Origin of the sequence: Chryseobacterium kimseyorum (assembly GCF_025971945.1) — a bacterium.
Lineage (GTDB): Bacteria > Bacteroidota > Bacteroidia > Flavobacteriales > Weeksellaceae > Chryseobacterium > Chryseobacterium kimseyorum.
The window spans coordinates 130,197-150,914 of sequence record NZ_JAPDHW010000004.1; the positions used below are offsets into that span (position 1 = coordinate 130,197).

A 20,718-nucleotide genomic window follows, 5' to 3' on the forward strand; every position below is an offset into this window, starting at 1 on the left:
AATAGATCATGCAGAGATCAGATTTTTTAAAACTATCATCACTGGGTTTTCTGGGATTATATTCTTGCGGAATAACACAGTCTGTAGGAAAAGAAAAACGTTTGGGAGTACAGCTTTACACCGTCCGGGGAGCCATTTCAAAAAATATTGAGACAGCTTTAGAAAAAATTGCTGCTTTAGGTTTTAAAGACCTTGAAATTTACAGTTACAACGGAACTTTTTTTGGTAAAAACAAAAATGAGTTCCTGACAATTCTAAAAAATACGGGTTTACAGGTTGTCAGCTCGCATCACCGTACCGGAATGACCGATAAAGAAGCCGGAACACTTTTAAAGAACTGGGAAAATACTTTGGATGATCTGAATTATTTAGGTGCAAAATATGCTGTCTGTTCTTATCTACCTGAAGCAGAAAGAAGTCTTGAAAATTACCGCAAGCTTCCTGAAGTCCTGGAAAATGCTGCCACCATATCTAAAAAAGCCGAAGTACAACTGGCCTATCACAATCATGATTTTGAATTTCTGAAAATGGATGATCAGAAAAATTTCTATGATTTTATTTTAGAAGCACCTCACCGGATTTGGTTAAAATGGAATTGGATTTGTACTGGATTACAAAAGCTGGATTCGATCCTCTAAAGTATTTTGATAAATATCCTGGAAGATTTCCTCTATGGCATGTAAAAGATATGCAGAAAGGCACAGAAAATTTTGCAGAAGTTGGCAACGGAACCATTGATTTTAAAAGTATTTTTGAAGCCAGAAAAAAGGCAGGTTTAGATTACTGGTTTGTAGAACAGGATTCCAGTGATAAGGATATTTTTGAGAGTCTTTTGATGAGCACAAAGTACATAGAGGATAACACCTTTTTCTTTAAATAAATAACGCCAGATGAAAAAGATTTATTTACTTCTCGTCACAGTTTTAACTCTTTCATGCAAAGAAAATAAAGTAAGCGCTTTCTCTAATTCTAATAACAAGTGTGACTGCGAAAAAACTGTTGAAACTGACAGTATTTTATATGCTTCAAACGTAGAGATCGACAATAATTTGAGCAGGAATCAAATTAAATTTAATTGCCAGTCAATCGAAGTGGGAACTGCATCAGTAACTGACAGTAATGGAAACGCAAGATGTAGAAATATGTACGGACTGAAATGTTCGTCAGAAAAATTTCATCAGTTAACATTCGCTGAAAATTTCACCTATACCTCAGACGAAACAGAAAACAGCAACAACTCAAAAAACTCTTTTATTGATGATTTGAAGCGATACGACATTCAAATTTTTAAATTCTATCTCAATAGTAAACGTGAACTAAAATCTGCATCCAGAATTGTAAAAGATTAATTTCCCAACTTATTTCATAAAAAAATCCTTTCAAATTTCTCTGAAAGGACTCTTTATTTATGGTAAAACTGAATTATCTTGCGATGTTTACAGCTCTTGTTTCTCTGATTACCGTAACTCTTACCTGTCCCGGATATGTCAATTCATTCTGAATTTTTTCTGAGATGTCATAAGATAGCTGAGAAGCGATTTCGTCATTTACTTTCCCGCTTTCTACCATTACTCTAAGTTCTCTACCAGCCTGAATTGCGTATGCACTAGAAACTCCTTCAAAACTTAAAGCGGCAGCTTCAAGGTCTTTCAATCTCTGAATATAAGATTCTAAAACCTGACGTCTTGCTCCAGGTCTTGCTCCTGAAATTGCATCGGCAACCTGAATAATTGGCGACAGCAATGAAGTCATTTCCACTTCGTCGTGGTGAGCTCCAATAGCATTGATTACTTCTGGGTTTTCACCGTATTTCTCTGCCCACTGCATTCCTAATAAAGCGTGAGGAAGTTCAGATTCCTGCTCAGGAACTTTTCCGATATCGTGTAAAAGACCTGCTCTTTTAGCCATTTTTACATTCAATCCTAATTCTGCAGCCATTGTAGCAGCAATATTGGCTACTTCTCTTGAGTGCTGAAGAAGGTTTTGTCCGTAAGACGAACGGTATTTCATTCTACCAACGATTTTCACCAACTCTGGGTGTAAACCGTGGATTCCTAGATCGATGATCGTTCTTTTACCGACTTCAATGATCTCTTCTTCAATCATTTTTTTGGTTTTCTCTACAACTTCTTCGATTCTGGCAGGGTGAATTCTACCGTCTGTAACCAATCTGTGAAGTGACAATCTTGCGATCTCTCTTCTAACAGGATCGAAACATGAAAGAAGAATAGCCTCTGGGGTATCATCTACAATAATTTCAACACCTGTCATCGCTTCTAAAGCACGGATATTTCTACCTTCTCTACCGATAATTCTACCTTTTACTTCGTCAGATTCGATGTTAAATACAGATACTGAATTTTCTATTGCCTGCTCGGTACCGATTCTCTGAATAGTCTGTATAACGATTTTTCTGGCTTCACTTTTAGCATTCAGCTGAGCTTCTTCCATGATGCTCTGAACATGTGCCTGAGCTCTTGTTTTAGCTTCAGCTCTCATCGTTTCTACCAATTCAGATTTTGCTTCTTCTGCGGTATAGTTTGAGATTTTTTCAAGCATTTCAACTTTCTTAGAAGTTGCAGAGTCTAACTCTTGCTGCTTTCTTTCTAAAATTTCGGTTTTCTTAGCGTAATCAGCAATCTGTCTGTCTAAATCTTTTTCAAGTTTGCCAGCTTTGCTCAGTTCGTCATTAAGTTTGTTTTCTTTGTCTTTTACTCTTTTTTCGCCCTCCTGCATTTTTCTTTCACGAGACTGAATGTCTGCATCGTGCTGAGATTTCAGTTCAAGAAACTTTTCTTTGGCCTGAAGATTTTTTTCTTTCTTTATGGATTCGGCTTGTACGTTAGCTTTTTCTATAAGATTTTCGGCATTTTTTGTTGCATCGTCTATAATAAATTTGCCTTTAGCATTGAGAGAGCTTTTAGAAAATACCATTCCTAAAACAGCACCTATTACTAAACAAATAACGCCGACTATTATGGCTGTTGTCATATATATATTGAGTTTTAATTGTCTAAATTTAAAAATAAAAAAACCTACAATAATTCAGTGATTTAGAGTAAACTCCTGATCTCCACGATTTGATCTGATTCCTTCTCTCTGTAATCTGCGTAATGCAGCACGCCATTGAAAAGACTTTCGAACATTAATTGTTTAGTGTTGAGTTTACCTTAATGTGTTAGAATTACTGTAGGCAGTTTTTTGCGGAAAAATTTTATTTTCCAACTTCATTCAACGTCTGATTAATTTTTGCTAATCTTTCGTTGGTTGAATTTATATTTTTTTCGTAGTTCATAGATACCACTTCTGCATTGGTTCCCAGTTTAAGGGCACACATTGCCAAAGCATCCTGTTTATCTCTCACATCGAAATTCTGTTCAAAATCTTTAATCATATTTTCAATCTGCTTCCCCACTTTGCGTAGAGTTTCTTCCTCTGCTGCGGGTACATTCAGCGGATATACTCTTCCTGCAATGTTGATGGTTATTCTCCTTACCTCCATTATAGTCCACTGTTTTGAAGCTGTGCAATACAAAAGTCTACTTCTTTCACCAATCTGTTGATATGGTTTTTCATGAGTCTGTTGTGTTCAGGATTTCCTGATATTGCCGAATACAATTTTATATTTTTCTGTTCTTCTGCTAATACCTGATTTTTCTTTCTCTCCTCATCATATTTCTTCTTCAAGTCTTCATGCTCTTTATTCAACTCTGATAACTTTTCAGAAAGATTTTGATGACTTTTATGAAGGTTCAAAATCTTTTTTTCCAGTTCTGAAAAATTGTTTTCTAATTCTTGAAGCATTTCAGGTTTCTAAATATTCTAACTAATAGCAAAAATATGAAAATAAAAAGACTAACAAAAATAAAAGTCTCTATATTTTGACTAAAAACAAAAAGGAGATGCCAAAGCACCTCCTTCCTATATTAAATTTTTATTATATTACTCAAATTTCAAAACAAACATTACAGCTCTTGTCTGTAAAGTAGATACTGCAGCAGACCAATAAGGCGGCGTCGTTGCATTATCAGCTACCATTTCGTTGTTCATAAAGAAAGTACCTCTGATAGCAGGAGTCAGTTTAAATTTATTAAAATAGAACTGAATTCCCATCTCTGCAGACCACGCAAAGTTGTGCGTTGTCGATCTGAAAACCTGCTGTTGGTTATCATCTTCTGAATCAGAATTTGACTGTAGATTCACGATATAGTTTACCCCAGCTGCGATATAAGGTCTTGAATTGTACCACCTTTCACCATGTAATTCTAATAAAACAGGTACGTCTACTAAAGTAGATTTAATTTCTCTCACTCTGTCTTTATCAGTCAAACCAATTGGTGTAAAGGGAGGGTTCTGAGGATTACCATTTTGGTAAACGTCATTATATTGAGTATTGAAATCTAACTGTCTTTGAGCAAACTGCAAACCTGGCTCTACTCTCACATCCAGATAATCATTTAATCTGAATTTTGTGATAAGACCTGCACCAAAACTGATACTTTCTTTTGAAGTAACAAGATTCTGATTTCCGTTCATCCCATATCTTGGGTGAAGAACGATGCGGTAGTCTAGTCTATTTCCGTTTAAAAAGAAACCCCAACTGAATTTCTGCTGGTCAAAGTCCTCCAGCTTATCCATCCTGTTACGAGTTCTAAATTGAGCATCTGCAAAACTTGCAATACTAACTGAGGCTAAAACCAGAGCTTTTAATAGAAATTTATTCATAGGTTATTTTGTTGCTTTATAAATTGTGGCTATACCTAAACTTAATTTTTTATATTCTACTTTTTTGAATCCTGTATCTAAAAGTATTTGTCTCATTTTTTCTCCAAACGGAAAAGCATTTACAGAATCCGGAAGATAAGTATACGCCCTGTTGTCTTTAGAAACCAATCTTCCGATTGCCGGTAATATATTTTTGAAATAAAACATATAAAACGGTCCCAAAAAACCCTCTACTTTTGAGAACTCAAGAATGTATACACTCTTGTTTTCTTTCACTACCCTTCTCAGCTCTGCCAAACCTTTGGTAAGGTTTTCAAAATTCCTTACTCCAAATGCAACGGAAACAGCATCAAATCTATTGTCCTCGAAAGGTAAATTTTCTGCATCCCCTTTCTGCATAGAAATTTTGCCGTCTAATTTAAGTTTTTTTATTTTAATAACGCCAACATTTAACATTTGTTGCGATAAATCTAAACCAACTACTTTTGCATTGGTTCCTTTCTCCACTGCAATTGCCAAATCGCCGGTTCCGGTAGCTACATCAAGAACTTCCTGAGGTGCATCCTCCTTCATCATCTTCACCAGTTTATTTCTCCACAGAACATCTATTTTCATAGATAATGCATGGTTCAGCAAATCGTATTTTGGTGCTATATTGTCGAACATATCCTCTACCTGGCTTTTTTTCGTAGCCTCAGAGTTGTAGGGTGTTACTTTGTTGATATCGTTTGTCAAAACTTGTAATATTCTTTATAATAATTAAGGTAATCTTGTTTTCTGAAGATCTTTGAGCGGGATTCTACTTTATCAATATTCTTTATCAGTTGATCATAGTCTTCATCTACATTATAGTAAAAGTCTTCTGTATAAAGCTTATTGAAATGTTTTGCACCTCCAAAATACGGTTTTCCGTCTATGATGGTTTTATCCAACGCCAAAAGTAATGAATCTTTTTTAAGATTGTACCCATAAAATTGACGATTAACGTAATAATCCTTATGAGCAATGTTGATAAGACCTCTTATTTTGTTCACTTCAAATGCAGAATCGTATAATAATTTCTTATTCTGATCAAAAACTTTGATTGAATTTTTACCCTTTTTAAGGTCAACCGTAACGTACTGTCCAGCTGATATAATCCCTTCCGAACCATTATTAATCTTATAAAAATACGTATTGGGAGTAGGATTATCTACGAGGTAATAATTTTTTTTAGCTAAGAAAAAGAAGTACACTCCAAAAGCAAGTATAAAGACTGCAGATGCTATAAGTAACCCTTTTAAGGACGGATTGTTTTTCATAGATTGTAAAGCACAATTTTTGCAAATTTAATAATATTTTTAATTCTTTCTTATTAATATTAATTATTAACTTTGCATCTTTATAAAATCATTTAAACGAATGCCGAATACGATCATTATTGGTTCTGGATCTTACATTCCTAACAGAGTTATTGGTAGAGATTATTTTCTAAATTCTGAATTCTATACCGATGAAGGCGAAAAAATAGATAAGCCAACAGAAGAAATCATCTCAAAATTTGTAGAAATTACGGAAATTGAGAACAGAAGATACATTGAAGACGACACTTCAAATTCAAAGATAGGTTACGAAGCTTCAAAAATTGCTCTGGAAGATGCAAACGTTGACGGTGAAGATTTAGATTATATTATCTACGCGAGTAACTTCGGAGAAGTGGGAACCAATGGCGCAGCGAGCTTTATGCCAAATATGGCCGGCAGAGTTAAGAATCATTTAGGCATTAAAAACAGAAAATGTATTACCTATGATATGATATTCGGCTGTCCTGGTTGGGTTGAGGCAATGATTTTAGCAGACAATCTTATTAAAGCAGGAGTAGCAAAAACTATTTTGGTAGTTGGTGCAGAAACTTTAAGCCGAGTAACCGATCCTTACGACAGAAATAAAATGATTTTTGCAGACGGTGCCGGCGCAGTTGTGGTAAAAGCAACTGACGAAGAAAACGTCGGAATTATCTCTCACAATACAATCTGCGACAACGGTCCAGAGCTGGAATATTTAAGAAATGGTGCTTCTATCAACAAAGATTTTGACGATCAGAAGCTTTACATCAGAATGATGGGTAGAAAAATCTACGAATACGCACTCAAAAACGTTCCCACTGCAATCAAAGAAACTATTGAAGATGCAGGGCTTTCCATTGAAGACATTGATAAAATTTTAATTCATCAGGCGAATGCAAAGATGGATTATGCTATGATTGAAAGACTTCACAAACTTTATGATGTGAAAGATTATGATCATGCAATCTCACCGATGACGATTCAGGAGTTTGGAAATTCTTCTGTTGCCACCATTCCAACCATGTTTGATTTAATAATTAAAGGAAAAATGGACGGTCATTCGTTTAAAGATAAAGGGAACATTGTGATGACGTCGGTAGGTGCCGGAATGAACATCAATGCGATCGTTTATAAATTTCCTTAAGACTAAAATTTAATTTAAAAAATATTAAAAAGCACAGAGGATTTTTTCTTTTGTGCTTTTTTAAAACTCAGTTATGCAAAGAAATTTTTTAATAATAGCTGCTATCTTCCTGTTTCTTGAAGTTTATATCTATCAGGCAATAAGAACTTTAACTGACAACTCATGGATGAAGGCAGGATACTGTATTTTATCTCTGGCTATCTACGGATTCTTCGCATACGAAGTTTCCCATTTCCAGAGATCAGACAGAAGTACGATGAGAGCTCAGATTATGATCTCACTATTTTTGGTTTTTATTTTACCTAAGATTTTCATCGTATTATTTTTACTCATTGACGACATTTTCAGAACCGGAGGTTATTTGGTAGGTTTAACGAGGCCTGCAGAAAACTTCTTTCCGGAAAGAAGAAAGTTCCTGAGCATTATGGGACTTGGTCTGGGCGGTGTTCTTTCTGCCTTATTTATTGACGGAATTACTTTTGGAAAGTACAGACATACCGTAAGGAAAGTTAAAGTAAAAATTAAAAACCTTCCCAAAAGCTTCAAAGGATACAAAATCATTCAGATTTCAGACGTTCACAGCGGAAGTTTCTCTGACCCCAGTAAATTGGAGCACGCGATTGAGTTAATGAACGAACAGGACGCGGATTTGGTTTTATTTACCGGAGACATGGTCAACAATGTTTCTGATGAATTCAAACCATTTATACCTCTTTTTTCTAAAATAAAAGCAAAAGATGGTAAGTTTGCCGTGTTAGGAAATCATGATTACGGAGATTATGTGTCATGGGAATCACCAAACGCAAAAAAGATAAATCTTGATGCGCTGATCGATTATGAAAAGCAGGCAGGTTTTGATATGCTGATGAACGAACACCGGGCAATCGACAGAAACGGAGAGAAATTATATATTTTAGGTGTGGAAAACTGGGGATTAAAACCTTTTCCACAATTTGGGAAAATAGATAAAGCTTTGGAAGGGATACCGCAAAACGCAGCAAAAATATTAATGAGCCACGACCCTACTCACTTCGATTACGTGGTTAAAAAACATCCCGCAGACATCAGTTTGACACTTTCCGGTCATACGCATGGAATGCAGTTTGGGTTAGACCTGAAAAACATTAAATGGTCACCAGTGCAGTACCGTTACCCAAAATGGGCGGATCTGTATGAAAGTGAAGGGAAAATGCTTTATGTGAACCGTGGTTTCGGAGTTTTAGGATATCCGGGAAGAGTTGGGGTATTGCCTGAGATTACTCTTTTTGAACTTTCATAAATTAACTCCTTAAAATTATATCACGTATGAAAATAATTGATTTTGAATCTAAATCCTGGTTTTTTCTAAGTGATAACACAGATTACTACATTGACGTAAGCTGCAATCTGTCATTTGTTGGCTTCAATATGCTGATCAGACTAGAAAGTCTAGAATTAAATGAATATCATAGCCGTGGGAGTGTTTATTTGCGCTCTCTTGCAAAAGACATCCAGCAACTGGCTTTATCTAAATACAGTGAGCGAAATATAAAAGGTCCGGCTGAAAGATTGGCAAATGAGGCAGTGATTAAATTTTTAGAAGAAGGTCGTAATACTGATATAAACAATCAAAATATATAATCCTTCATCCGTGATGTCGCCAGCTCTTTTTCATTAATCCAGGCCAGGAAATCTTCCAGTTTATCTTCCATTTTTTTACCGCAGTTATACCTTCTGTAGAATGGTACTTTAAACTGATATTTCTTCACATCGGTGAACTGCCAGACATCAAGGTATACCAAAACAAAATCATCATTTTTCAGCGTCTCAAAAACCATATTCTGATAATATTTCATTGGCAGTGTCTGAAACACAAAATCATTATATGGAAGTTGGCTGTATGGCGAGATACTCTCCGGAACAATACTGATTCCGTTTTCCTCACTAATTTCAGAATCTCTTTTCAGGCGTTTAAAAGGAAACAGAATGTCTGCATGATCAATGTTTGAGATATAGTTAAATCCCATTAATTTCAGATCGTTTTCGCTAATCTTAAATTCTTTCTGACGAATACCCCTGATCTGTTTATCAAGAAATTCTTCCATTGATTTTTTGGTTTCTTCAATTTGAGATGCGGAAGAATTTTTATTGTAAAAAGCAATTTCATGCCCTTGCGCAGAAATTGCTTTAAGCAGATTTTTAAGTTTTTCTACAATCGAAATTTCAATAAAAAAACTTGCCTTCACTTCATGAATATCTAAAATTCTAAGTACTGATTTTGTATTGGCTATGGTGATTTCCAGCCTCTCCATATCAGTAATCTGAGACCCGTTTCGAGTCTCAGATTCAATATTCATAACATTAAAGGTTAATAATACCATTTAAAGTAATTTTAAATTAAAATTTATAAATAATTAATAATCAGATGTTAAATATAAATCTAATTAAAGTTAAACTTGACATTCTTATTTTTTATTTAATTTCACTTTTAGATTTTTAATCATATCTTTTGACATTTCAGAAATCCCGAAATCGTAAGACAGATTCCAGTCTTTTTTAGCAACAGAATCATCAATTGACGATGGCCATGAATCTGCAATTGCCTGTCTGAAATCCGGTTTATAATCGATCTCAAATTCTGGAATTTCTTTCTTAATTTCCTTTGCCAATTGTTTTGGAGTGAAAGACATTCCACCTAAATTATACGAAGATCTTACTGTTAAATTTTCTTTGGGAGCTTCCATTAATTTCAATGTTGCATTAATGGCATCATCCATATACAACATCGGCATTGCAGTATCTTCAGAAATAAAACTAGTGTATTTCCCCTCTTCCACTGCTTCATAAAAAATCTCTACCGCGTAATCTGTGGTACCACCACCCGCCGGAGTTTTCCATGAGATCAAACCGGGATATCGGATGCTTCGAACATCAACTCCATATTTATCGAAATAATATTCGCACCATTTTTCACCTGCCATTTTTGAAATTCCATACACCGTTGTAGGATTTAAAACTACATCCTGAGCTACATCATTTTTAGGAATTCCTTTACCGAATACAGCAATAGAACTCGGCCAGAAAATCTTCTGAAGAAGACCTTCTTTTGCCATCTCACAAAAATGAAGAAGTGGTTCAAGATTCAGTTTCCATGCAAAAACCGGTTGTTTTTCTGAAGTTCCGGATAGTAATGATGCCAGATGATAAACAGTGGTAATTTCATAATCCTTAATCACCTGCTTTACCAGTTGAGTATTGGTAACATCCATTCTTTCGTAATGACCGGCTGAAGTTATGCCTTTTTGGTATCTGTCAAGTCCGGAAGCGACTACATTATCTGCTCCGTGAATTTCTACAAGTCTGTTGGTAAGCTCTGTGCCTATCTGACCCAAAGCTCCTGTGATGAGAATTTTTTCCGTATAGGATTCCATTTTTTATTTTTATATGATGAGTAAAAGCAAAAATAGAGATTTTGACTACTATAAGAAAACAAAATTGTAAATTCGAATATAATTTTTGTCATAAAAATTAACCACAGGTTATAAACCAATTTAGCACTACATTTTATATCATTAAACTTCAATTTTCGTAATGAAAAAAATACTATTCACACTTCTGCTCGCTTCATCACTTGTTAACGCCCAGTACACAGACATTAACATTGTAAAAGAAGTGAAAGTAAAAAATAAAGGAGTCGTTGTTTCTGCTCATCCTCTTGCCAGTGAAGCAGGAGCTCAAGTCTTAAAAATGGGGGGAAATGCCTACGATGCCATTGTGGCAACACAATATGCCCTGGCGGTGGTTTATCCTCAGGCTGGAAATATCGGCGGCGGCGGATTCTTGGTTGGCGTAAAGAATAACGGTGAAAAATTCACCATTGACTATCGTGAAACAGCCCCAAAAAAAGCTTCAAGAGATATGTATCTCGACAAAAAAGGCAATGCAAATACAGATCTGTCTCAAAATGGGAGACTGGCCGTAGGAATTCCCGGCAGCGTGGCTGGTTTTTTTGCGACACTTCCTTACTGTAAACTGCCTATGGAAAAAATCATTCAGCCTGCTATAGATTTGGCGGAAAAGGGATTTGCGATCACCGAAATGGAAGCCAATATGCTGAATTCTCAGAGAGAAAAATTTCAGAAACACAATACTTCTTCTTCCGTTTTTGTAAAAAGTATGCCGTGGAAAGCGGGAGATCTTTTAGTTCAGAAACAGTTGGCTGAAACACTGAAACTGATTCAAAAACTCGGAGCAAAAGGATTTTACGAAGGTAAAAATGCAGAACTAATCGTTGCCGAAATGAAAAAAGGAAACGGAATTATCACTTTGGAAGATCTTAAGAACTATAAGGTTGCCACCAGAAAAGCTTTAGAGTTCGATTATAAAGGAAGCCAGATCGTTTCTATGCCTCTGCCTTCAAGTGGTGGAGTTCTTCTGGCGCAGATGCTGAAAATGGCAAGCTATGAAAACTTAGAAAAATATCAGCAAAACTCCACAAAGGCTGTCCAGATAATGGTTGAAGCCGAAAGAAGAGCTTTTGCAGACCGAGCTGAATTTATGGGTGACCCCGATTTTATTCAGGATAAAACATCTCATTTGATTTCAGATGAATATTTAAAAAACAGATGGAAAAGCTTTAGTTTTAATAAAGCGACTTCAAGTTCGGAAGTCGGTAAAATTATTAAACAACCTAAAGAATCTACCGAAACCACGCACATTTCTGTCATTGATAAGGATGGAAACGCAGCATCTGTAACCACCACGTTAAATGGTTTGTACGGGAGCAAAGTTGTTGTCTCCCAAGCAGGATTTTTTCTGAATAACGAGATGGATGATTTCTCTGTAAAGCCAGGTGTTCCGAATATGTTTGGTGCAGTTGGTGGAGAAGCCAACGCCATACAACCCAATAAAAGAATGCTGTCATCAATGACGCCCACAATTTTACTGAAAGACGGAAAACCCTACATGGTTGTGGGAACTCCCGGGGGAACTACCATTCCTACATCAGTCTATCAGTCGATTGTTAATATTGTAGATTTTAAACAGAATGCCAACGTCTCAGTAAATGCTCCAAAATTTCATCATCAGTGGCTTCCAGAAACTGTAGCATTTGAAAAAAATTTCCCTGAAACAACGATCAAGGATTTGGAAAACTTAGGTTACAAAGCTGAAAGATGGGAGCATATCGGTAAGACAGAAATGATTACCATAGACAGCAATGGCACCATCCATGCAGTAGCAGACGGCCGTGGCGATGATTCTGTAGCAGTGGAATAAATTTTATAAAAATGAATTATATAAACCTTCAAGGTTTTGAAAACCTTGAAGGTTGTTTTTTAATATATCTTTAAACGCGGTTATGGACCTGCTTTTAAAATCTGACTTTCTAAAATAATATTCCTGCTTCCCAATACAACATTGTTGCTTCCCAAACGAATATTCTCGCTTCCCAAATCAACATTCTTGATGCCCAAAAGAGTATTCTTGCTTCGCAACTTAATATTCTTGCATTCCAAATCAACATTCTTGCTTCCTCAAAGAGTATTCTTGTATCCCAATACAATATTCCTGCTTCCATAATCAGTATTCCTGCTTCCTAAAAGCATATTTTTACATCCTAAAATGAGTATTTCTGCTTCCTAAAACAATATTCTTACATCCCAACAGAATATTTTTCTTATATCAGGCATCTTATTATCCCAAGTAATTTCCTTACTTTTCCAACTTTAAATAAAAACGCTTTGAAGGCTAAAAAAATCTATCAGCAGCTTTACTTTCAGGTAATTGTTGCCATTGTTGCAGGAATTCTTTTAGGGAAATTCTATCCTGAACTGGGTGAAAAAATGAAACCCCTGGGTGACGGATTCATTAAACTGGTTAAAATGATCATTGCTCCGGTGATTTTCATTACACTGACTCTCGGAATTGCACACATGACCGATCTGAAAAAAGTGGGAAGAATTGCTGTAAAGGCAATGATTTACTTTTTCACATTTTCTACTTTAGCCTTAATCATTGGCTTGATCGTAGGAAATCTCCTGCATCCGGGTTCGGGATTAAATATTGATCCGGCAACACTTTCAGGCGACGTTTCACAATACCAGCAGAAAGCACATGATACTACATTGACTGGCTTTATGATGAATATTATTCCCGAAACTTTATTCAGTCCTTTGGTTGGCGATAATATTCTTCAGGTGCTTTTAGTGGCAATTTTAATGGGAGTCGCGTTGGTTTTAACCAAAGAGAAAAGTCAGAAGGTTACTGATTTCCTTCAGGATTTGGCAACACCTATTTTCAAAATTGTACATATGCTGATGAAGCTGGCTCCTATCGGGGCTTTTGGCGCAATGGCTTTTACTATAGGAAAATACGGACTTGCTTCTGTTTTAAATTTAATATTTCTGGTAGGCACATTTTATGTCACTTCTGCCCTGTTTGTAGTTTTAGTATTAGGATCGGTTGCCTGGTATAATGGTTTTAGCATTTTCAAACTGATGTACTATCTGAAAGAAGAACTTCTTTTGGTTTTGGGTACCAGCTCATCAGAATCAGCCCTTCCCGGAATCATGGAAAAGCTCGAAAAAGCAGGCTGTTCAAAGGCAATTGTGGGATTGGTGGTTCCTACAGGATATTCTTTCAATCTTGACGGTACAAATATTTACATGACTTTAGCCTCACTTTTTATCGCCCAAGCTTTGAATATTGATCTTTCTCTTGAAAAACAATTGATGCTGCTTTTGGTTGCGATGTTAAGTTCAAAAGGTGCCGCCGGAGTTACGGGAGCAGGATTTGTAACTTTAGCTGCTACTTTAGCTGTTGTTCCTGAAATTCCGATTGCGGGGATGACTTTGATTTTAGGAATTGATAAATTTATGAGCGAATGTAGAGCTCTGACAAATGTGATCGGGAATTCTGTAGCGACTGTAGTCGTAGCAAACTGGGAAAAACAGTTAGATAAGGGTCAGTTGCAGTATGCTTTGGATCATCCTAACGAAGTCGAGAAGAAGCTGGAAGTTTAATTATTTTATCCCTCTTCAATTTTCAATCTACAAGAAGTTAATTTTTCGTTGTAGCCATTCTTTTGAACGACTAACTTGAGTATCTGGTCGATGTGCATTTACACAAACCAACACCCTAGCCCCGATTGGACTAACCATTGAATTTAGCTGAATCTTACTACATGATAAACCCTTGTATTTAAAGGTTTTTTTTTAATTGAATACAACTGAATATAATTGAATTTAACTACACACGCAGTTAATTCGGGAGTAAATCGGAAATATTAATTATCTATGTATACATTTAAAATAAGCATTTATGGCAAATGTAGAGTTCGGAGTTTACAGTAAAAAAAAGTTCCTGTAAATTTAAATATACGATTTTATCATAATAAAATCGACATCAACGCAAAAACTAACATCTTTATTTTTGATTCGGATTTTAAATTCAAGAAAATATCAAAGGGCAAAAAAAGTTCTAGGAGCGTTGATATTGTTAATGGAGATGTGAGAGAAAAGACAGATAAACTCAAAAGAAACGTTTTTGACAAGTTTATCGAAGATTTTCGAAAGGCAACAAGATTGATTCCGATTGGTTAATCAAAATCATTAACGATTTTCACGAAAGACCAGAAGGAGAAGATGATCCTAGATATTATTTTTATCCATTTGCTAAACAGTTTATCAAAGAATTAGAAACTAAAATCAATCCCAGAACAGGTACTTTGCTAGATCATAAAACCATTACCAGACATTATTATACTCTGGGGATAATACTATCATGAAAAAGTTTTTAACAGTAGTAGTGATAGTTGTTTCAACAATGACTTTTGCACAACAAACAGACAAGTGTGATTTACCTAAAAATTATCATGAACCAAAACCAGACAAAAAAATCCAATCTTGGTTAAAACGTGGTGATGCTACAATTGAAGACCTGAGAAAACATATAGCGGTTGAGAATGATTGTGATGAGAAAGATGTAATCTTTTTAAGAATTTCGGAACAGAAAGGAAATGGAACTTATTCTGTTTGTGTTGCAGGAAAACCCATGAAATACAAACGAATGGGGACAGTTTTTATGGGTGCAGGAGAAAATCCTTTTGATGTAATTAATTCTGATAAATAAGGATAACATGAAACAGTTATTTTTATTCACAGGATTATTTTACAGCTTTTCCCTGTCAGCACAGGTGTACCATGATAAAAATAAAATTACATTTTCCTACGGATATGATGTAATTGAAGTTTTGGAGTATGGAAAGCATATTAAATACCTTAACATGCCGACTGTCTGTACTTTTAATACAAGAACAAACAAATCAAAAGTAGTTTGTACAAATGAATTATTTAACAATAGCAAAATATTTATCAATATTGATGATGATTTGTTTGATAATTCACAAAAAATAAAATTTCCAAAATATCCAGTAAAATTTTATGATTACAAAATTGTAGATGATGAAAATTATTATTTACTAAAATTGTGTCCAGATAGGGCAATACTATTAGATATTCACGGAACAGGCTATGTTTTTTATGATTACAAAAAAATGAACAAGAAAAAATAAAACAGTATGAAAAATCACAAAATCCATTTAAAACAAACAGACAGTCAGTTTCCTACTGATAAAGAAATCAGAATGTCACTCCGAAAGTTAGGGTTAAAAGATGTTGTTTTCTCAATATTAAAGACCGTTGAGTTTGCTGAATTATCCGAAAGAGATTTGAAAACAGTCATTACAAGCAAACCACAAAATCCTTTAGAAGAATTGTTGAAAAAACAATTATTACGGGATTAGCTTTGGTTCCTTATTCTATCCTTGTTAATCAATCGTAGTTTTACTACAATTTCAAAGATTTATTAAAAAGTCTTGTATTTGATATAATATCTTTATCTATCTTTAGTAATATAATACCAAAAACACACAAAGTACACAATGAAAAAAAATATCTCAAATTCTGAGAAGATTTCGGAGAACCATATTGCAGGCATTAACCGTGTGGTTAAGCTTGACATTGTGGTTAACGGAAAATCTATCAGTCATTTTAAGCACTTTCATTTACAACAAAGTGCAAGAACTCATCATAACTTTGAGCTTATTCTAGCACATGATTCTCTTAATGAAATACAAAATCATAATCTAGAACAGGCACAGCAATTTTTATGAAAACGTATTACCATTGTATTTAAATACAAAGATGCTGAAAACGAAAGCCCTGAAAGAACATTTGTTGGAGTAGTTATGAAAGTGGCATTCAGTCAGGAAAAGATGAGCTTAGGCAACATTGTTCTTAAAGGATGTAGCCCAACAATTCTAATGGATTCTGCACCCCATACTCAGAGTTTTGGAGGTAGTCAAACTGTAAATACCTCTATCATTGCTGACAGTATTATTAAACAAGCATTAGGAAATAGTGATTTTGATTTTAGGGTTGATACCCAGAATAAAAGCTATATCAATTATAGCTCTCAATATTGTGAAACTCATTATAATTACCTTACAAGAATTGCAGAAGCTTATGGAGAACAATTTTATTATGATGGGCACATCTTACACTTTGGAAAACTCCCACCTAATGAAAAGCCTATCCAGCTTATTTATGGAAGTAATGTTACTGATGTTCAGGTAGAGTTAAAAGCAGTACATACCAAACCTGAATACTTTGGTTACAACAGCAGTAATCATGCAAAAATGATTGGTTCTGATAATAGTATCAAACATTTAGGAGAGCTATCTTCTAAATCCTATGAGATGAATCACAATATTTTTAAAACACGTTCACTGACACCAACACCTATCAATGCTAATATGTTTCTGGATGTGGATGACTCTCAAAAGAGTGCAAGAGGAAGCAAAGCTGTAGAGGTTTTTACAGTTTCAGGAAGTACAACAGTTCCTTTCCTGTATGTAGGTTGTGTAGCAGATATAGATATGAGAAAACAGGACAGTAATGAGACCTCTCACTTTACAACTTTAATGATTACAGAAGCTAATCACGAAGTAGACGCCAGAGGTTATTATACTGGAAGTTTTGAAGCTATAGCTGAGGGAACAGGTTTTATGCCTAAGCCTGATTTTATAATGCCAAAAGCAGAGCCACAGGTAGCAACAGTTATATCCAATATTGACCCTTTAAATCAAGGAAGAATACAGGTGCAGTTTGACTGGCAGTTAAATGATACAACACACTTTATCCGAATGATGAGTCCAGATGCAGGGGGAACAGGTGCTATAAGTCAGAACAGAGGATTTGTGGCAGTTCCAGAAATCGGAGATCAGGTGATGGTAGGCTTTGAATATCACAATCCAGATTTTCCTTTTGCTATGGGTGGCATGTTTCATGGAGGTGTAGGATTGGGAGGTGGTATGGATAACCGTATAAAATCCTTACAGACCAGAAGTGGGCACAGATTAGTGTTTACAGAGGATGAAAGCATTTTGTTGACAGATAAAAGTGGGAATGAATTGAGATTTGATACAGAAGGAAGTAACATCAATATTACTGCTCCTGAAACCATTACTATAAAATCAAAGAACCTGAAATTTGATATTGAAGAGAATATTGAAACCAAGGCAGGCAAAAATATGGATACAAGTGTTGGAGAGAATATCAAGATTATTGCCAAGCAGGAAATCAGCCAAGACAGTGGTAAGAAAACTATTATCAATGCTGGAACTAATACTGAAATATCGGCAAGAGCTCACCTAGACCTTTATGGTAAAGAAAAATTTATTGGTTATACTGATGGGCAGACAGAATTCGGAGCAAAAGACAGAATGCATGTATATGGAGCTAACTCATTATTGACTGCAAAAGACAAAATTGAATACAAAGCTCCACAAATGAACAAACTTCCTGAAAATGGGGAGTTTGAATACAGCAAAGAAAAACAGATTGTGAGTGTGAAATGGATGGATGATGTCATGGAGAATGAAATAGATACTGGTTTTTTTGGAGAAAAAGTAAGTCTTTTGGTACAAACAAGAAATTTTGAAGAAGGAGAAACTATTGATATTGACGTCGAACATGAATATAACAATGAGATAAAAGAAATAACGTACTCAGGTACTGTGAACAAACAAGGCTTTGCAGAATTAAAGGAAAAAGTAGAAATCGAAAAGCAGAGCAAAGAAAATTCTTCTGAAAATAACGATAACTAAAAGAATTCATCATGTCAGGAACTTTAACAGTAAAAAACGTAAATGGGAATACGAAATTTCAATCGAGTATTCAAGTCGTAACAGGAGGCATAATTGGAGTAAGCAGAGTGTCTGGAGCAAGAATTTTAAATGAGATTCAAAATTCTTTTTACAATCATGATGATATAAAAGCCATTTTTGAATTAGAAGATAATTACTTAAAAATAAAACCCATATCTCGAACAGTTTTAGAAAATGCTATCAGAGGTCATAATAAAGATATAAGGTCTTTAGCTTACGCCTATTATTTAGCGATTAATTCAAGTACATCTCATTATGTGGATATGACTTTTACTTATGAAACTTTAAATAATCGTTCAATTACAGCATTACCAAGTATGCACTTGTCTCCTAATGCAAAAGGATTAGAAGTTGATAAACAAGCTGGTGGTGGAGTGAACACAAGCTATTTAGGCGGAACTTTAACGGTTGTAGTGATGGATTCAAAAGCTGATATAGGAGATTTCACCTATGCTCCAAACGGTGTTCAATATCCCAGACATTCAACGCCAGCTGAATTATTAGCTCATGAACTATTAGGACATGGTTATGGAAGGGTTATTGGCTCTTCAACTTATGGACATGAAGACGCTGTAAGACTGAGTAATTTGTATTGGAGAGCAAGGGGATTTCATAATTTTTACAGAAATGGTTCTTGGCATGGAACAGCTGTTCTATTAAGCAGATCTTCTGCAAATCAAATTCCTACACATTTTCAAAAATAGATTACATGAGTAGATTTAGAAGTTTTAGTTTTGGATTGATTTTAATGCCTTTTCTTTTCTTTGGATGTTCCCAAAAGGGAAATAAAGCAACCATAATAAAGAGTCCTGCAAAACAATCAATTGAACCAAAGAAAAATGATATTGTTCAAGATACAATTACTATTGTTTTTGATAGTGGTATTCAATTAAAATGGGATGTTGTAAAAAAACAAATCGTTAAAGATTCCTATTATAAAGAAATTTTGAAGAGTAAGAAAAAATTGGAAATCATCGCAAACAAAATTTCCAATACTGAAGATTTAAAAATAAATGTGTGTTCCAAAAAAACTGCTGATTTGAAAAAAGGAGATGTTGCGTTCATTTATTTACATGAAAATCGGAAAATATATTTGTTCTCTTGTTTGAAGATGCAATTTGACGTGATGAATGAAAACTGTAGATATCCTGACGAATTATTGGATTACATTGATAAAAATCGTACAAAAGTTCAAAAGCAAGTATTAGATTGTATGAAATAAATATAGAATAGGCTATGAGAGGTACTCTAACAGTTAAAAAAGTTTATGGGAATACGAATTTCCAAAATGTAAAAATTAATATATTACCAGTCAAACAATATATATTGGTATCGGGATTATTTTATCCTGACGACCATAACAGTTATAAACTTTCAGGGTCTTTTGATAGTTACGTACAGGGCTATATAAAAAAGATAGTTCAAAGCCAAAAAGGAAATGATTTTATTATTTATGATGTGAACATTTTGGCAGGAACAATTATAAAAACAGAATATTCTCCAAGTTCATCACCTAAGAAAAGTATATTAAATTTTGATATAGTGATAAATAGTGATTACAAATTGTTTAATAATAGCTATAGATTAGACAATACAAGTAAAAAAATAATATCAAAAAATGATATATATAAGTTGATTGAAGAAATAGGTATGAACGACCCAAATACTTTGCAGGAAGTTCATGTGTTTTCTCACGCATATTGGAATGGTCCAATTTTAGTGAATACAGATAGTGGAAGAGGTGATTGTGATATGAGAAAAGCTGACATTACATCAGGAACAATAAATTCTGCAAATTTTAAAAATGCCTTTACAACTAATGGTTATATTAAAATATGGGGTTGTAGTTTTCCTGTTGCTACAAATGCTCTTTTTTCAAAATTTAGAAATAATAAACAATATAGTACAACAAAAATTATATCAGATACTGTTGTTTTCAATTTTTCACCCAATACCTTTTTTTTCTATCCAAAAGGAGAGTCTGCTGTTGATTTATTACCTCAGATTAATAATATATTAGGGACAACATATAAAGCAAGTGATTCAATAAAACTTACATTTTTAGAAATCAAAAAAATATTAATTTACAATTATTTAAGTGTTTATGCTGGTGTAATTGCAAAAAATATAGGTGTTAAAGTTATATCTGCATTACCAGCAACGTATGCTAATATAGACCCAACATTTCACATTGCACCAAGTACGATGGCAAATGTAACATTTTATAAAAAACATTTAGAAGTTGAAATTAATGAAAATTATGGTGTTTTTGATGAAGCAACAGTTCAGAGGTTAGAAACAATCTATAATAGCTAACA

General features: G+C 34.5%; 25 protein-coding genes. 16 read left to right on the plus strand and 9 right to left on the minus strand.

The features are described from left to right. Positions 1 to 8 precede the first annotated feature (8 nt). The 3 genes from OMO38_RS07220 to OMO38_RS07230 are packed head-to-tail and all read left to right on the plus strand — an operon-like array spanning position 9 to position 1,349. The gene (locus tag OMO38_RS07220; RefSeq protein WP_264749530.1) at positions 9 to 638 is read left to right on the plus strand and encodes a sugar phosphate isomerase/epimerase family protein; all 630 of its coding nucleotides are present in this window, start codon (positions 9 to 11) and stop codon (positions 636 to 638) included. Further along, on the plus strand, positions 602 to 880 hold the full coding sequence (locus OMO38_RS07225; protein WP_264749531.1) for a sugar phosphate isomerase/epimerase family protein: 279 nt from the start codon (positions 602 to 604) through the stop codon (positions 878 to 880). The genes OMO38_RS07220 and OMO38_RS07225 overlap by 37 nt, the downstream gene beginning before the upstream one ends. 10 nt (positions 881 to 890) lie before the next feature. Then, positions 891 to 1,349 (plus strand): hypothetical protein, encoded by a 459-nt coding sequence (locus OMO38_RS07230; protein WP_264749532.1) that lies wholly within the window; start codon positions 891 to 893, stop codon positions 1,347 to 1,349. A 73-nt stretch (positions 1,350 to 1,422) separates the two neighbouring features. Here OMO38_RS07230 and rny read toward each other — a convergent pair whose 3' ends face one another. The 6 genes from rny to OMO38_RS07260 all read right to left on the minus strand — a co-directional run bounded on the left by rny (position 1,423) and on the right by OMO38_RS07260 (position 6,026). After that, on the minus strand, positions 1,423 to 2,991 hold the full coding sequence (gene rny, locus OMO38_RS07235; protein WP_264749533.1) for a ribonuclease Y: 1,569 nt from the start codon (positions 2,989 to 2,991) through the stop codon (positions 1,423 to 1,425). A gap of 223 nt (positions 2,992 to 3,214) precedes the next feature. After that, entirely contained in the window at positions 3,215 to 3,502 is a 288-nt protein-coding gene (locus OMO38_RS07240) for a cell division protein ZapA (RefSeq protein WP_229984527.1), read from the minus strand. Beyond that, positions 3,502 to 3,804 carry a hypothetical protein gene (locus tag OMO38_RS07245; RefSeq protein ID WP_059123884.1) on the minus strand — a complete coding sequence of 101 codons (303 nt, stop codon included), beginning with the start codon at positions 3,802 to 3,804 and terminating at the stop codon, positions 3,502 to 3,504. Before OMO38_RS07245 ends, OMO38_RS07240 begins: the two co-directional genes overlap by 1 nt. A gap of 138 nt (positions 3,805 to 3,942) precedes the next feature. Further along, entirely contained in the window at positions 3,943 to 4,725 is a 783-nt protein-coding gene (gene porT, locus OMO38_RS07250) for a type IX secretion/gliding motility protein PorT/SprT (protein WP_264749534.1), read from the minus strand. Between the two features lie 3 nt (positions 4,726 to 4,728). Beyond that, a complete protein-coding gene (gene ubiE, locus OMO38_RS07255; protein ID WP_264749535.1) occupies positions 4,729 to 5,460 on the minus strand; it encodes a bifunctional demethylmenaquinone methyltransferase/2-methoxy-6-polyprenyl-1,4-benzoquinol methylase UbiE in 732 nt (243 codons plus the stop codon). Next, positions 5,457 to 6,026 carry a hypothetical protein gene (locus tag OMO38_RS07260; protein WP_264749536.1) on the minus strand — a complete coding sequence of 190 codons (570 nt, stop codon included), beginning with the start codon at positions 6,024 to 6,026 and terminating at the stop codon, positions 5,457 to 5,459. The genes ubiE and OMO38_RS07260 overlap by 4 nt, the downstream gene beginning before the upstream one ends. 100 nt (positions 6,027 to 6,126) lie before the next feature. Between OMO38_RS07260 and OMO38_RS07265 the strand changes: the two genes are divergently transcribed. The 3 genes from OMO38_RS07265 (at position 6,127) to OMO38_RS07275 (ending at position 8,814) form a co-directional block, all read left to right on the plus strand. Beyond that, positions 6,127 to 7,194, plus strand: a complete 1,068-nt coding sequence (locus OMO38_RS07265) for a 3-oxoacyl-ACP synthase III family protein (RefSeq protein ID WP_264749537.1) — start codon at positions 6,127 to 6,129, stop codon at positions 7,192 to 7,194. Between the two features lie 73 nt (positions 7,195 to 7,267). Continuing rightward, the gene (locus OMO38_RS07270) at positions 7,268 to 8,473 is read left to right on the plus strand and encodes a metallophosphoesterase (protein ID WP_264749538.1); all 1,206 of its coding nucleotides are present in this window, start codon (positions 7,268 to 7,270) and stop codon (positions 8,471 to 8,473) included. A 26-nt stretch (positions 8,474 to 8,499) separates the two neighbouring features. Then, positions 8,500 to 8,814, plus strand: coding sequence for a hypothetical protein (locus OMO38_RS07275; RefSeq protein ID WP_264749539.1), 315 nt, complete (start codon positions 8,500 to 8,502; stop codon positions 8,812 to 8,814). Here OMO38_RS07275 and OMO38_RS07280 read toward each other — a convergent pair. Together OMO38_RS07280 and OMO38_RS07285 are read right to left on the minus strand one after the other, a co-directional pair. Then, the gene (locus OMO38_RS07280; RefSeq protein WP_264749540.1) at positions 8,802 to 9,554 is read right to left on the minus strand and encodes a polysaccharide deacetylase family protein; all 753 of its coding nucleotides are present in this window, start codon (positions 9,552 to 9,554) and stop codon (positions 8,802 to 8,804) included. The genes OMO38_RS07275 and OMO38_RS07280 overlap by 13 nt on opposite strands. Positions 9,555 to 9,638: 84 nt before the next feature. Further along, on the minus strand, positions 9,639 to 10,604 hold the full coding sequence (locus OMO38_RS07285) for an NAD-dependent epimerase/dehydratase family protein (RefSeq protein WP_264749541.1): 966 nt from the start codon (positions 10,602 to 10,604) through the stop codon (positions 9,639 to 9,641). 160 nt (positions 10,605 to 10,764) lie between these two features. On the opposite strand from OMO38_RS07285, the gene ggt reads away from it, so the two are divergent. Next, on the plus strand, positions 10,765 to 12,450 hold the full coding sequence (gene ggt / locus OMO38_RS07290) for a gamma-glutamyltransferase (RefSeq protein ID WP_264749542.1): 1,686 nt from the start codon (positions 10,765 to 10,767) through the stop codon (positions 12,448 to 12,450). A gap of 109 nt (positions 12,451 to 12,559) precedes the next feature. Here ggt and OMO38_RS07295 read toward each other — a convergent pair whose 3' ends face one another. After that, complete coding sequence (locus tag OMO38_RS07295) at positions 12,560 to 12,751, minus strand: hypothetical protein (RefSeq protein ID WP_264749543.1); 192 nt, start codon at positions 12,749 to 12,751, stop codon at positions 12,560 to 12,562. A gap of 163 nt (positions 12,752 to 12,914) precedes the next feature. Here OMO38_RS07295 and OMO38_RS07300 point away from each other — a divergent pair, with 163 nt between their 5' ends. The 9 genes from OMO38_RS07300 (at position 12,915) to OMO38_RS07335 (ending at position 20,716) form a co-directional block, all read left to right on the plus strand. Further along, a complete protein-coding gene (locus tag OMO38_RS07300; RefSeq protein ID WP_264749544.1) occupies positions 12,915 to 14,195 on the plus strand; it encodes a dicarboxylate/amino acid:cation symporter in 1,281 nt (426 codons plus the stop codon). A 760-nt stretch (positions 14,196 to 14,955) separates the two neighbouring features. Continuing rightward, positions 14,956 to 15,303, plus strand: a complete 348-nt coding sequence (locus OMO38_RS07305; RefSeq protein ID WP_264749545.1) for a hypothetical protein — start codon at positions 14,956 to 14,958, stop codon at positions 15,301 to 15,303. 7 nt (positions 15,304 to 15,310) lie between these two features. Next, positions 15,311 to 15,745: a hypothetical protein gene (locus OMO38_RS07310; RefSeq protein ID WP_264749546.1), complete on the plus strand. Its 435-nt coding sequence runs from the start codon at positions 15,311 to 15,313 to the stop codon at positions 15,743 to 15,745. A 6-nt stretch (positions 15,746 to 15,751) separates the two neighbouring features. Further along, a complete protein-coding gene (locus OMO38_RS07315; RefSeq protein WP_264749547.1) occupies positions 15,752 to 15,976 on the plus strand; it encodes a hypothetical protein in 225 nt (74 codons plus the stop codon). 138 nt (positions 15,977 to 16,114) lie between these two features. After that, positions 16,115 to 16,345, plus strand: coding sequence for a hypothetical protein (locus OMO38_RS20270; RefSeq protein WP_319804215.1), 231 nt, complete (start codon positions 16,115 to 16,117; stop codon positions 16,343 to 16,345). A gap of 75 nt (positions 16,346 to 16,420) precedes the next feature. Then, the gene (locus tag OMO38_RS07320; RefSeq protein ID WP_319804216.1) at positions 16,421 to 18,340 is read left to right on the plus strand and encodes a phage baseplate assembly protein V; all 1,920 of its coding nucleotides are present in this window, start codon (positions 16,421 to 16,423) and stop codon (positions 18,338 to 18,340) included. A gap of 11 nt (positions 18,341 to 18,351) precedes the next feature. Continuing rightward, positions 18,352 to 19,104 carry a hypothetical protein gene (locus OMO38_RS07325; RefSeq protein ID WP_264749548.1) on the plus strand — a complete coding sequence of 251 codons (753 nt, stop codon included), beginning with the start codon at positions 18,352 to 18,354 and terminating at the stop codon, positions 19,102 to 19,104. A 5-nt stretch (positions 19,105 to 19,109) separates the two neighbouring features. Next, entirely contained in the window at positions 19,110 to 19,622 is a 513-nt protein-coding gene (locus OMO38_RS07330) for a hypothetical protein (protein ID WP_264749549.1), read from the plus strand. 14 nt (positions 19,623 to 19,636) lie between these two features. Further along, a complete protein-coding gene (locus OMO38_RS07335; protein WP_264749550.1) occupies positions 19,637 to 20,716 on the plus strand; it encodes a hypothetical protein in 1,080 nt (359 codons plus the stop codon). Positions 20,717 to 20,718: the final 2 nt, after the last annotated feature.

Bases quoted from the DNA above. Each gene is read 5' to 3' on its own strand.
- OMO38_RS07285 (WP_264749541.1), bottom strand. From the start codon at position 10,604: ATGGAATCCTATACGGAAAAAATTCTCATCACAGGAGCTTTGGGTCAG.
- ggt (WP_264749542.1), top strand. From the start codon at position 10,765: ATGAAAAAAATACTATTCACACTTCTGCTCGCTTCATCACTTGTTAAC.
- rny (WP_264749533.1), bottom strand. From the start codon at position 2,991: ATGACAACAGCCATAATAGTCGGCGTTATTTGTTTAGTAATAGGTGCT.
- OMO38_RS07230 (WP_264749532.1), top strand. From the start codon at position 891: ATGAAAAAGATTTATTTACTTCTCGTCACAGTTTTAACTCTTTCATGC.
- porT (WP_264749534.1), bottom strand. From the start codon at position 4,725: ATGAATAAATTTCTATTAAAAGCTCTGGTTTTAGCCTCAGTTAGTATT.
- OMO38_RS07270 (WP_264749538.1), top strand. From the start codon at position 7,268: ATGCAAAGAAATTTTTTAATAATAGCTGCTATCTTCCTGTTTCTTGAA.
- OMO38_RS07275 (WP_264749539.1), top strand. From the start codon at position 8,500: ATGAAAATAATTGATTTTGAATCTAAATCCTGGTTTTTTCTAAGTGAT.
- OMO38_RS07310 (WP_264749546.1), top strand. From the start codon at position 15,311: ATGAAACAGTTATTTTTATTCACAGGATTATTTTACAGCTTTTCCCTG.
- OMO38_RS07330 (WP_264749549.1), top strand. From the start codon at position 19,110: ATGAGTAGATTTAGAAGTTTTAGTTTTGGATTGATTTTAATGCCTTTT.
- OMO38_RS07220 (WP_264749530.1), top strand. From the start codon at position 9: ATGCAGAGATCAGATTTTTTAAAACTATCATCACTGGGTTTTCTGGGA.
- OMO38_RS07240 (WP_229984527.1), bottom strand. From the start codon at position 3,502: ATGGAGGTAAGGAGAATAACCATCAACATTGCAGGAAGAGTATATCCG.
- OMO38_RS07245 (WP_059123884.1), bottom strand. From the start codon at position 3,804: ATGCTTCAAGAATTAGAAAACAATTTTTCAGAACTGGAAAAAAAGATT.
- OMO38_RS07295 (WP_264749543.1), bottom strand. From the start codon at position 12,751: ATGGAAGCAGGAATATTGTATTGGGATACAAGAATACTCTTTGAGGAA.
- OMO38_RS07305 (WP_264749545.1), top strand. From the start codon at position 14,956: ATGAAAAAGTTTTTAACAGTAGTAGTGATAGTTGTTTCAACAATGACT.
- OMO38_RS07335 (WP_264749550.1), top strand. From the start codon at position 19,637: ATGAGAGGTACTCTAACAGTTAAAAAAGTTTATGGGAATACGAATTTC.
- OMO38_RS07315 (WP_264749547.1), top strand. From the start codon at position 15,752: ATGAAAAATCACAAAATCCATTTAAAACAAACAGACAGTCAGTTTCCT.
- OMO38_RS07320 (WP_319804216.1), top strand. From the start codon at position 16,421: ATGAAAGTGGCATTCAGTCAGGAAAAGATGAGCTTAGGCAACATTGTT.
- OMO38_RS07325 (WP_264749548.1), top strand. From the start codon at position 18,352: ATGTCAGGAACTTTAACAGTAAAAAACGTAAATGGGAATACGAAATTT.
- OMO38_RS07265 (WP_264749537.1), top strand. From the start codon at position 6,127: ATGCCGAATACGATCATTATTGGTTCTGGATCTTACATTCCTAACAGA.
- OMO38_RS07280 (WP_264749540.1), bottom strand. From the start codon at position 9,554: ATGGTATTATTAACCTTTAATGTTATGAATATTGAATCTGAGACTCGA.
- OMO38_RS07260 (WP_264749536.1), bottom strand. From the start codon at position 6,026: ATGAAAAACAATCCGTCCTTAAAAGGGTTACTTATAGCATCTGCAGTC.
- OMO38_RS20270 (WP_319804215.1), top strand. From the start codon at position 16,115: ATGAAAAAAAATATCTCAAATTCTGAGAAGATTTCGGAGAACCATATT.